6 protein-coding genes and 1 pseudogene are annotated in these 12,207 nt (G+C 62.8%); 1 reads left to right on the top strand and 6 read right to left on the bottom strand.

From position 1 onward, the window contains the following. Positions 1-49: 49 nt before the first annotated feature. From ACZY0R_RS32585 to ACZY0R_RS32610, 6 genes and pseudogenes are all read right to left on the bottom strand, one after another. Positions 50-2,992, bottom strand: a complete 2,943-nt coding sequence (locus ACZY0R_RS32585) for a bifunctional diguanylate cyclase/phosphodiesterase (RefSeq protein WP_488864282.1) — start codon at positions 2,990-2,992, stop codon at positions 50-52. Further along, positions 2,989-4,224 carry an ABC transporter substrate-binding protein gene (locus tag ACZY0R_RS32590; protein WP_488866303.1) on the bottom strand — a complete coding sequence of 412 codons (1,236 nt, stop codon included), beginning with the start codon at positions 4,222-4,224 and terminating at the stop codon, positions 2,989-2,991. Before ACZY0R_RS32590 ends, ACZY0R_RS32585 begins: the two co-directional genes overlap by 4 nt. Before the next feature lie 728 nt (positions 4,225-4,952). Continuing rightward, positions 4,953-6,695, bottom strand: coding sequence for a tannase/feruloyl esterase family alpha/beta hydrolase (locus tag ACZY0R_RS32595; RefSeq protein WP_488864284.1), 1,743 nt, complete (start codon positions 6,693-6,695; stop codon positions 4,953-4,955). 123 nt (positions 6,696-6,818) lie between these two features. Beyond that, positions 6,819-8,177 carry a gallate dioxygenase gene (locus ACZY0R_RS32600; RefSeq protein WP_488864286.1) on the bottom strand — a complete coding sequence of 453 codons (1,359 nt, stop codon included), beginning with the start codon at positions 8,175-8,177 and terminating at the stop codon, positions 6,819-6,821. A 9-nt stretch (positions 8,178-8,186) separates the two neighbouring features. Next, positions 8,187-9,502, bottom strand: a pseudogene (locus ACZY0R_RS32605) (MFS transporter). Positions 9,503-9,705: 203 nt separating this feature from the next. Further along, positions 9,706-10,917, bottom strand: a complete 1,212-nt coding sequence (locus ACZY0R_RS32610; protein WP_488864288.1) for a LysR family transcriptional regulator — start codon at positions 10,915-10,917, stop codon at positions 9,706-9,708. Between the two features lie 144 nt (positions 10,918-11,061). Here ACZY0R_RS32610 and ACZY0R_RS32615 point away from each other — a divergent pair, with 144 nt between their 5' ends. Beyond that, positions 11,062-12,201: a 4-oxalomesaconate tautomerase gene (locus ACZY0R_RS32615; RefSeq protein ID WP_488864290.1), complete on the top strand. Its 1,140-nt coding sequence runs from the start codon at positions 11,062-11,064 to the stop codon at positions 12,199-12,201. Positions 12,202-12,207 lie beyond the last annotated feature (6 nt).

Consider the following 12,207-nt stretch of genomic DNA (forward strand, 5'->3'; position numbering starts at 1 on the left):
GGTGAAGCCCAAATGTTGCATGTTCGGCACGGGCTGGCGCCTTCAGTCACTAAAGCGTGGCGCAAGCCGGACCGCCAGACCCTTCCTCGATATTCGGCCACACCAACACCTCAAACTGATCAGGCGAAACCGGCTCGGAATACAAAAAGCCCTGGGCAAAATCACAGCCCACGGCGATGAGAAAATCACGTTGCTCGGTCGTCTCCACGCCCTCGGCAATGACTTTTAATCCCAGTTTGTGGGCCAGCATGACCATTGCCTCGCAAAGCGCCTGATTGTCGCCATCAAAGCCGAGGTTATGTACGAACGAGCGGTCGATCTTGAGGTAATCGATGTCGAAGCGCTTGAGATAGGCCAGGGACGAGTAACCAGTGCCGAAGTCGTCGATCGAGATCCCGATTCCCACATCACGGAAGGTCAGCAGCTTCTCATTCAGTTCGGCGTCGAGTAACAGGCCCTCGGTGATTTCAACCACAACGCTCTGCCCCGGCATCCCTTCCCGAACGAGATAGTCGGACCATTGATTGCAAACCAGGCCGTCTTGCCGAATTTGCATCGGTGACATGTTGACGCTGATCTGGAAAGACGGATGGAATCGGCCGCGCCATTGACGGGCCTGGTGCACGGCCTGCTTGAACACCCAATCCCCGATCGGAACGATGAGCCCCGTGTCTTCGGCCAATGGAATGAAATCCTGCGGATTGATCGTGCCGCGTTCGGGGTGCAGCCAGCGGATCAGTGCCTCGGCTTTGTAGATCTCCCCGGTCTCCAGGTCGACGATGGGCTGATAGTAGACCTGGAACTGTCCGCCAGGCAGGGCGGCACGTAGATCGCTGGTGAGACGCAGGCGCTTTTCTGCCGCTACACGCAAGTCGGGCGTGAAGTAGCTGAAACGGTTGCGCCCGGCGTTTTTGGCCGCATACATGGCCTGGTCTGCATTCTTGAAAAGGACATCCAGTTCGCTGGTGTCGTCGGGATAAAGTGTGACGCCGACGCTGGCGGAAATGAAGGTCTCATCCGCGCCGAGCTTGAAGGGCTCGGCCAGCTTGTGGATGATGGTCTTTGCGATCCGTTCGATGCTTTCGGTATCGTCCATGTTGGGCAGAATGACGGTGAATTCGTCACCGCCAAGGCGAGCGACGATGTCCGATTCGCGCACGCATGAGATGATGCGCCTGGCGGCCTCGATCAGCAGGATGTCTCCTGTGTCGTGTCCCAAGGAGTCATTGACCTCTTTGAAGCGGTCCAGGTCGATCAGCATCAAGGCCATACGCTGCCGGGAGCGATGCGCCATGCTGGCTTCCTGCTCGAGACGGCTGTGAAACATCTGGCGATTCGGAAGATGGGTCAGCGCATCGAAATTGGCCTGTTTCCAGATTGTCGCCTCGAATGCCATCCGGTCCGATAAGTCACGACCCACAGCCAGCACCGAGTTCACCTTGCCCGACCGGTCAATCTCTGGAGTCAGGCGGATATGGCTGCAATGTTCCCGTCCATCCCTGCTGAGCCATCTCAGCTCGAATTGCCCACTTCTCCCGCTTGAAATGGTGTCGGCGATCTTCTCCTCGTAGACCAGCGCGTTAGCGCCGCCGGGGACCTCTGAGGGCCGCTTGCCGAGCGATTCGCCGAGGGTGCACCCTGCCGAGGCACAGAAGGCGGGATTGGCGTAAGTACGGCGGAGGTCTCGGTCGTAGCGGGTAATCGTGTCCGGAGAGTTCTCAATCAACGTTCGCGACTCCTGCTCCCTGGAGACGAGTTCCGCTGTTCGCTCGACGACGGTCTGCTCAAGGGAGGCGTTGATCTCGTTGATCTTCTGGATCTTCTGGCTGATCGCCCCACTCATTCTTTCAAAACGCTGCGCGAGTCTGCCAAGTTCATCCTTGCCGCCGGCATCCGTGCGCGCAAGCGCCTCCGCCTCGGCTCCCGCATCGCTCCCGGTATCGTGCATCTTTCGCACCAGCTCTTTGAGCGGTGCCGAAATGCTGTGGGAAATGAAGTAGGCCAGGAAGATCGAAAGCAGGAACCCGGAGATGCCAACCAGTACGATCTGATTGCGCACGGACTGTGCCTCTGCCGTCAACTTCCTTTCAGGGATTGTGCTCACGACAAACCATGTCGTGCCGGGAATTGCTGCGTACGCGGCAAGGTAGCGCCCCTCGCGCTTGCCCTCGAAGTCGACGAATCCACTCGGCTCCCCGTGTAGCTCGTTGTTCCCGATTTTTTTGATCAGGTCAGGCTCGGCCATCCCCTCGGTGTTCGTGGAAATGCCGTCGGCGCGGACAACCACTTTGTTGTTGCCGGCATCGAGAACGTAGATTTCCGTTCCGCTCCCCAGGGCGACGTCATCAAAAATTGTCGAAAAATGCTCGGGGCTAATGACCAGAACCAGATTGCCAATCTGCCGATTGTTGCTCTTGCCGATGATGGCACGCACCATCCCGAGATTTTGTTGCCCGACGCCGTTGTCGTAACTGCCCCAGTAAGGCCGGCCATTGCGATCAGGAGCCTGCTTGACCAGACGCAGCGCACCCCGGCTCAGCTGCGCGAACACCTGGGTGTCCAGGATCCGGTTGTTCTTGTCGAGCAGATACTTCTGGTTGATGAAGTCAACCGCTCCGTAGTGCTGCAGGAGCAGGCGGGTCATATCCTGGCGCGCCTCGCTCTGCTCCTTTGCACTGCCATCCACAACGCTTGTCAGCGCGCCTTGAACGCGATCAGAGAGCACAAGAAGGCTGCTTTCCGTCTCGATCTGCTCCATCCGCAACGAGATGTTCTTGGATACCTGCTTGACCATCTCTTTCGAGAATACCTCCGCCTTCTCCTTGATCGCGGCGGTCGACTCCACATACGATATGTAGCCTGAAATAAGTATCGGTATCAGCGACAGCAGGATGAACGCAGTCATCAGCCGGTAGCGAATTTCGACACGGCGCAGCAGGTCCAGCGAAAGATATGCGAATGCGCTTCGCAGCGAACCTATGATTGAGCTCATCGGTAGTGCATCTTTGCTTCATTCTTGACAGACTCGTCGAGGAGCTTGGCTGCCTGTCTGGGCGTGATCTTCCTGACCAGCACTTCCTGCATCAATCGATGAAGCTGCTCGATTGAGTTGGAGGGTAGAACCGAATAGTATGGGCTGACGGTCACCGGATAGCGGCTGACCATGTTTGTGTAGTCGACAATCTTCTGATCGCTTAAGAGCGTTCCCGCGACTTGCTTGAATGGGGGGATGTTCTGGCGTTTTCTCTGGAGAATGGAGAACCCCTTCCCGGCAATGAACTCGAGAAAACGCATGGCTGCGGCCTTGTTGGGCGTCTCACACACCGCAAACCCGGTTTCGCTGCCGATCACAGGCACCACCCGCTTGCCCGGCGCGTTCCAGGGTGGAATAAACACGCCAACCTCGAAACGGTTGCCGTGCAGCAAAGGGCCGGCTGCCCAACTGCCGTGAAAAGCCATCGCGACCTTGCCTTCCTTGAACAGCCGTATGCCTTCATCGTAATCCGTCGCCATGAAGGCGTCTTGTACGTAACCACGTTGCGGCATCAGCGCAATCCTGGCAAAAACATCTGCTACCTGAGGCGTGTTCAGGTCCAGCGTGCCATCACCGATCTTCTGCTTCCAATCTGGCTCGCGCGCCACCACATTGTTGCCAAAGCCGAAGCTGAAGGGGCCGTTGCCGAGCATGTTCGGGAAGCCGCCGTTCCACATGATGGGTGTCAAGCCCGCAAGCTTGAGCCGCTCGCAAACCATCAGGAACTCTGGGAAATTGGTTGGCAGTTCCTTGATCCCAGCCTTCGCGAACAGTGCCTTGTTGTAATAGATCAGCGTTGTAGCCACTCCGCCGGAAATGCCAAAACGCCTGGATTGGCGACTGGTCCAGTCACCCTTGAGAGGGCCGAGCATGTTGCTCCATGCCGACGTCGCGCTCACGTCTGCCAGGATGCCTTGATCGGCCAATTCAGCCGCATAGGCGTTCGGGTTGACACTCACCAGATCCGGCAAGTTGCCAGAAGCAATCCGGGGCTTGATATTCTCTTCGACCGAATTGCCGACCATGAACTGCACATTCACGCGGACGTCTGGATTGAGTTTGCTGAATTCAGCGGCAATCTGGAGCATCTCCTCCGGCCAGTCCGGCGCCCATATCAACGCTGTAATGGAGGTCCTGGCCGGCACGGCTGCGCCCGACGAAGCGTTGTCTCGCTGTTGACAACCGCACAAGAACAAAAAAACGAGGCTGACCAGGCCAGCTAGCAGGGAGGAAAACTCAATGCGTCGCGCTTGGGGGTTCACTTTTCGGTTTCGGGATGGATTAACTGTGCCTCCACAGGCACTTTCGATGCGCCAGGAAGCGAACCGATGGCAAGGTAAGGCGGCGTCTCTGCTGCGATAACTTGCAACGGAGTCGAGGCTGCCGCAGCCTCCAGCGAGGCAACTGATTCCCTACAAGACAGGGCTTGCAAACACAGCAGGGATGCGCAGCCAACCCGCATCGGGAAACGCTTACTACGGCTGGGCTGCGTATGTTTGGCCATGACGGCGGATTAGGCGAAATGAACGGAGCGGTGCCTGCACTGCATATCGACAACGAGCGCAAATACTTTACCGGGGCAAACCCTAATTTCCGTGCCATGGCAAGTAGTTGCCGGCATAGCCGGACTCGGCATGATAGCCGAATGACCGCCCCTGACCGGGGACTCGACCGGTGGATGCAACACACTGGAGACTGCGCGAGCAGGGGGAGTATTGCAGACGACCGCAAAGGCCGACGCGCGAGCGTCCGGGCATCGCCTGCGGGAGCCCGTTGAACAGTGCATGAGCGATGCCCGGTGTCGGGCGGCTCACGCGTGGCGCGGAGTTTCTGGCAGCGGAAGCCGCGGCGACGCCGTCATGGCGGCGTCGCCGGGTAGCTGTCCCGGCCCACATTGCATGGGCCGGCCCCTCCCCTCCTAGCTAGCTGTCACCGCACAAGTAAAGTTGGCCGCATCGTTCTGCTGCGCCTGCGTCGGGCTGGCCGGCCCGGTGTACTTCGGATAAGTGCCGTACAGGCAAACCGGTCGCGTACGCCCATTGGTCGCCGTCGTCGTAGTGCCCGAGTTGCCATCCGTAGCCACCAGCTGCGTCGGCGCCGTGCCATTCGCCACCCACGTATCCAATGCCGCCAGCCAGTCGACCCGGCTCTGGAACTGCCCGCTGCCGTGGCCAAATCCCGGGATCAGGTAAAAGCGGGAGAACGTGTCTGCCGTAGCCTGGGTGTAGCGCGAGACCAGTCGCGTGTAGTAGTCGATGGAGTTGTACGGCGTGATGGATGAGTCGTTGGTGCCGTGGAACATCAGCATCTTGCCGCCCTTGGCGCGGAACGCGTCGAGGTCGACGTAGCTGGCATCGAGCATCTCACTGACCTCGACGATGCGGTTCTGCCAGGTGCCCGGCTGGAAGCCCTGGATGGAGTCGATCGACAGGTTCTTGGTGATGATGTAGCGCACCGTGGTGTCGGAGATGGTGTACTGGAACGCGTCACCGCTGGGGGGCGTGCTGTAGGCGGCCTTGGTGCCGAGGCCTTCGGTGACGAATGCGGTGCCGTCCAGGATCGGCCACTTGCCGTAGGTGCTGATGCCGGCTGCGATGGGGAAGCCGAGGCTGAAGCGGGAGTTCAGGTGGGCCACGGTTGCGATCTGCGCGTCCGACAGGCAGGTGTCGCCGGTGTCCGTGCCGCCGGCGCAGCGCAGCGGATTGGTGGCGTCGGCCACGGCGAGCTTGCTGGTGAGCGCGGTGCAGGCTGCACCGTTGGGGTTGCCGACGATGCCGTCGGCGACGCCGTCGAGCGTATCGCAGGCGCTCATGGCGGCGTTGAAGATGAGCTTCAGCTTGGCCGCGTTGATCCAGCCGGCGCCTCCGTTGGCGTAGAGCGCCTTGGCGAAGTCGTTGCTGGCCACGTGCATCATGGTGACGTTGTAGGCGGGGAAGCCGGAGACGATGCCGTCGTAGTCTTCGGGGTAGAACTGCGCGGCGATCAGGGCTTCGTGCCCGCCTTGCGATCCGCCGATGAAGTAGCTGTGCGTGGGCAGCGCTCCGTAGCGTGCCTTGACGATGGCCTTGACCGCGTCGTGCGTCTTCTTGATCTGCAGCCTGCCGAAATTGGCGAGCGCTTCGTTGTTGAGCGCGAAGGCGCCGCCGCCCGATGCGTCGTGCCCGCTATCGCTGCCGTAGGTGACGTAGCCTTGCTTGAGCGCGTTGGCCACGCTGGCGGGCTGGCTCGTGAACGAGCCGTCGCCGGTGACCACGGTGCCGTCGAGGCCGCCGCCGCCCATCTGCAGCGCCTTGTTGTTCCAGGTGCTTGGCAGGTTGACCTGGAAGTTGATGTCGGGCGCGGTGACATCCACCGGACGGATGGCGCCGAGCACCTTGCAGTATTCGCCGTTGGCCGCGGTCGACATCAATTGCGCGGACTGGATGACGGCACCGCTGGTGGCGATGCCGATATCGGCTGCGGCAATCGCCTTGTTGGCCAGGGCGCCGCACTGGTCGGCGGGGCTGGCTGTTGCGGGGGTTGGGGTCAGGGCGGGTGCCTGGGCGGTGGTGGTGGTGGTGTCATCACTGCCGCCGCAAGCCGCTAGTGAGGCGGCGAGAACAGCGGCACTCAGCGCCTGAAGCGCCTGAAACGTGACAGGGTTGGATCTCGAAACTCGCATTGACTAGTCTCCTTCTTTTCTTGTGGGCAATTTTTAGGCAACAGCGGGCCTCACCGTGCGAAGAACGCACGGCGGGGGTCAAAACGAAGGGAGTGCTGGAAGGGAGCGGCTGGCTCTGCCGCTTTAGTCTGGCTTGGCGGCGGGCGCCGCCGTGTCTGGCGCCATATCTGGCCGTTCTGCCGGGCTTTGCCAGGCGGCGCCCTGACCGGCTTTGGCGGCTGAACCGCTTACCGAGTAAAGCGCGCCGGGCGCATTGCGGGTCTTCTGGAAATCCGCCAGCGACTCGCCCCGCATGGCGGCGTAGATATGGAGGTTCGAGACGCCGGTGACGGCGCCGAGCTTCTCCAGCAGGAAAAAGATCACGCCGTAGTGAATCATCCCGCGCCAGTCACGCTGGGAAATCATCTCCCGTTCCTGCGCGGCAAGGCCGGCTTCGTCATACGTGGCGGCAGGATCGGCCAGGAAACGGACGCGGAAGTCCGGCTGCACCAGTTGATGCAGGTAGCGGTTGACGCGATAGGCCCGCACGCTGGTTTCCAGCGTGAAGGGATAGGTGCCTTCAAGCGCCTCGATGCCACGCAACTGGTGCCCGATATGCTCGCGCTGGCGCTCCGCACGCGCCGCAAGGCGGTCTGGGTCCGTGCAGGCTTCGTTCTCGTAGATGGCCACCGCGATGCCGGTCATGGATGGCAGGTAGTAGTCGCGATGGATGCGGCGGATGCCGTTCGACATGGCGCCGCGCATGACCATCCACATCACAACCTCGGCGCTCTCGAGGCCGCCCAGCTTTGCATAGTCGGCGTGCGTCAGTTCCAGCAGTGCCTCGGGATCGGATTCGAACAGATCCAGGAAGCGATGATCCCACGCCGTGTTGTTGAATCCGGCGCGTTCGCCGTGCACCTGGTGCGAGAGCCCGCCGGTTGCCACGATAGCCACGCGCAGGTCTTCCGGATAGCTCTCGATCGCGCGGCGGAGCGCCTGCCCCAGCTTGTAGCAGCGGCGCGCCGACGGGGCCGGGAACTGGAGGACGCCGACTTGCAGCGGGACGATCTTGAGCGGCCAGCCATCGGTGTGCGGCAGCAGGACCGACAAGGGCGAGAAGCAGCCGTGGTCGAGTGCCTTGTCCTGGAAGAAGGACATGTCGAACTCGTCTGCCATCAGCGATGCGCCGATGTGCCGGGACAGGCCGGCGTGGCCACCGATGGCGGGCAGCGAGCGCGGGCCGCCGCCTTCATCGGCCGCCGCGTAGGACTCGCCGATCCCCAGCGCGAATGCCGAGTAGTGATCGAAAAAGAAGGATGTCACGTGGTCGTTGTAGACCATGACCAGGACATCCGGCCTGGCTGCGGCCAACCATTCGCTGACCGGCGCATACGCGGCAAAGATGGGAGCCCAGGCGGGATCCTGCTGTTTGCCCGCATCGAGCGCGAAGCCGATGGTGGGCGTGTGGGATGACGCGATGGCGCCGATGATAGTGGCCATGTTAGAGACTCAGGCGGGTACGGCGCGTTGCTGCACCTTGGTGGAAATAATCGAGATGGCGGCCATGGTCGCGGGTATGGCGAGGATGGCGATGACCGCGCTGAAACCCCAGCCCATGCTGAGCAGCACGCCGCCAGCCATGGACCCGGTAATGCTGCCGAAGCGGCCGATGCCCAGCATCCAGCTCACGCCGGTGGCGCGGACCGGGGTGGGATAGCACGACGGGGCGAACGCGTTCAGGCCGGTCTGCGCACCGCTCATGCAGCAGCCCGCCATCAGCACATAGAAGGCAAACATGGTGGAACTCACATTGCCTGAAGCCAGCAGGAGAATCCATGCGGCGCCGCAGACGTAGGCTAGCGCGATGACCTTGTTGGCGGCGCGGCGGTCCATGTAGAACCCGACCACGAGTGCTCCCACCGTCCCGCCAAGCTGGAAGAGCGCGGTCATTCGATCGGCAGCCCTGCGTCCTTGATCAGGGTCGGCAGCCAGCCGCTGAGCAGGTAGATCACCAGCAAGCCCATGAAATAGGTGAGCCAGAGAGACAGTGTGATCCCACGGTAGCCTTGCGACAAGAGGGTACGCACGGGTTGGGAGGTGGGCACCGGCGGCTCGCTGATGGTGAATTCGGCGTTGTCCGGGATGTTGCCGCCGCACACGCGGCGCAGGGTCCGGGCGATCTTGTCCGGGGCCACTTTGCGCACCACCATGAAGCGCACGGACTCCGGAACCAGCAGCATGTAGACTGGCAGGCAGATAAGCGGAAGTGCGCCGCCCACCATCAGCACCGTGCGCCAGCCAAAATGCGGCAGCAGCGCGGCGGCGCCAAAGCCTACCAGTGCGGAGCCCAGGTTGAAGCCGGTGAACATGGCAGCCAGCAGCGTGCTGCGGGAGCGTTCGGGTACGTACTCGGAAAGCAGCGTGGTGGTGCTGGGCATTGCCGCGCCCAGGCCGAGGCCGGTCAGGAAGCGCAGCAGCGACAGCGTCACAATGCTGTCGGAAAACGCGCTCAGCAGGTTGAACGAACCGAACAGGGCGATGGAGCCGATCAGCAGCTTCTTGCGGCCGAACCGGTCGGACAGCGGGCCCACCAGCAGCGCGCCGATGGCGAGCCCGAGCGGCGCGGCGCTCATCACGATGCCGAAGCTGGCCCGGGAGATGCCCCACTCACGCGTGATGTCCGGGGCGAGGAAGCCCATGATGGCGACATCCATGCCGTCGGTGGCGACGATCAGGAAGCATAAGCCGAGCAGCAACCACTGGTAGCTCGACATTGTTCGATCATTGATGTGGGCTCGGATATCGAGCCGGGGCCGTGCGGTCATGCCGTCTCCTGGTGAACCCGAACGCGGGTCCTTATCGTTCATCTGGCTAATCGCCATAAGCGCCATGCTCTACGTGCGCGCCAGCGCTACGTTCATGGCAAGGCTAGTCTACGATCGGAGCGGTCTGCATGTATTGCTTTCGGCTGGCACGGCGTTGCCATCTGCTTATCGATCCCCGGATGGCCCGCGCTTCGGCCAGGACCTCAGCGCCAGGCCGAAGCGCGGGCGCGAAGCTCGGCAAGGAGCGCATCGGCGCCAGGCGAGAGCCGGGCGCCCGCGCGGGTCGTGATGCCGATGGGGCGGCTCGCGCCGGGTATGGGGAGATCGAGCACGCAGAGCGATCCTTGCTCAATCTCATAGTGAAGCTGGTGGGCGGACAAGGCGGTGATCATTTCGCCGCGCAGCAGCAGCCCGCGCAGCAAAGCCAGGTCTCCGGTTTCCACGAAGGGTTGCGGCAAGGGCCGTCCCTGTTGCGCAAAGTAGCCATCCAGCGCCTCGCGCAGCGGTGAACGGGCACGGGAGAGCACCCACGGGTAGGCCTCGACATCGCGCAGGGTAAGCCGCCGCCTGGACGCCAGCGGATGCCCGGCGCTGGCAATCAGGGCCATCCGGTCCTCAAACAGCGGCTCCATCGCCAGACCCTGGGCGGAGCCCGGCCGCAACGCGCCAAGGATCAGGTCGATGCGTCCGCTGAACAGCCCCGCGGTCAGTTCCTCGTAAGGACTCTCGAGCGAGCGAAAGCGCAGGCGCGGGTGGCGCGCATGGAGCGCGGCAATCGCGGCCGGCAGCAGTTGCGTGCGGCCGAGCGGCAGCGCCCCGACCGTGACCACGCCCTCCAGCACCCCGCGCAGTGCGGCAACGTCGGCCTTGATATGGCGCAACTCCGCCAGCACGCGTTCAAACCGTACCATCCAGCGGTCACCCGCATCCGTGGGGATCATGCCGCGCGCGGTCCGCAGGAACAGGGGCTGCCCCAGTATCTCTTCCAGCCGCGCCACCGCCTGGCTGACGGCGGATTGCGAAACGCCCAGCACCGCTCCCACGCTTGGCATGTGGTGCGTCTCGGCCAGCATGGTGGCTACTTCGAGCCGGCGCTCGTTGTACAGGGATTCGAGGCTGGCAACTGCGCCGCCATGGCGGCTGCGCAGGCGCATGGCTTCTTCGCGGACCTCTTTCAGGATGGTGTCGATCTGCTGGACGCGGAGCAGCACTTCCTCTCCGGCGCGCGTGAGGAGCATGCCGCGCCCTTTGCGCTCGAATAGCTCCACCTCAAGGCTGCTCTCCAGCGCGGAGACCGATCGCGCGATGGCTGACGAAGCCCGGTGCAGCGTTTCGGTGGCACGCCGCACGCCGCCCGCGGCGGCCACGCCGGCAAACACATAGAGGTGATGCAAGCTGATCGGGGAGAGATCCATCTGGAGTCTGAGTTGCGCCTGAACTGCGCCTGCGTTTCGCCAGGCCAATAAGAATATTGGAACACTGGCCGGGTCAGAAGGCAACCCACCGCAAAGGCTTAACGCCAATACTCGCCATTCATCGACGTACGCGGATTGTGTTCCATGAATGACTTCATCGCTTCGGATCTCATACCGGTACCGTGCATCCTGATGCGCGGCGGCACGTCCCGCGGCCCCTTCTTTCTCGCCAGGGACCTGCCGGCGCAGAGCGCTGCCCGGGACCGTGTCCTGCTGGCGGCGCTGGGTTCGCCGGATCTGCGGCAGATCGACGGCCTGGGTGGCGCCCACCCCTTGACCAGCAAGGTTGGCATCGTGGGGCGAGGCGTACCGGGCGAGTCGGATCTCGAGTTTCTCTTCGCCCAGCTTCAGCCTGATGCCGATACGGTGGACACCACACCGAACTGCGGCAACATGCTGGCCGCCGTGCTGCCATTCGCGGTGCAGTGCGGCCTGCTCAAGCCGTCCGGCGATGTCACCCGCGCCCGGGTGCTCACCCGGAATACGGGCATGGTGTGCGACATCACCATGCAGACGCCCGGCGGCAAGCCTCGCTACGCGGGCGCAGCGCGCATCGATGGCGTACCCGGCATGGCCGCGCCCATCGTGATCGATTTCCTCGATACCGCGGGATCCGTCTGCCCTGCCCTGCTTCCCACCGGCAGCGCGCTGGACCGGCTGACGGTCGGCGTGGATGCCACCGGCCAGACGATTGCGGTGGATGCCACGCTAATCGACAACGGCATGCCGATGGTCCTGCTGCGCGCCGGCGATCTGGGGCGCACCGGCTATGAGAGCGTGCCATCCCTGAACGCAGACGCGCCGCTGAAGGCAACGCTGGAGGCTTTGCGGCTTGAAGCAGGACATCGAATGGGACTGGGCGACGTTACCGCAAAGAGCTACCCCAAGATGTGCCTGATCGCTCCGCCGCGTGCCGGCGGCAGTCTCACCACACGCTGCTTCATTCCGCACGTATGCCATGAGGCCATCGGCGTGCTGGCTGCCGTGACGGTGGGCACCGCCTGCGTCCTTCCCCGTACGGTGGCGCAAGGCATCGCCAACATCCCCGGCGATGGCCCGGTCCACGCCATCAGCGTTGAACACCCCACCGGCGAGTTCACTGTCGAACTGGAAACCGATCCCGCGCGGCCGAACACCATCGTGCGCAGCGCGCTGGTTCGCACCGCCCGACCCATCATGCGCGGCGAGGTCATGATCCCTGCCGCCGCATGGCCCGCAAACTGAACCGAC

The organism is Cupriavidus sp. F041 (assembly GCF_057814235.1).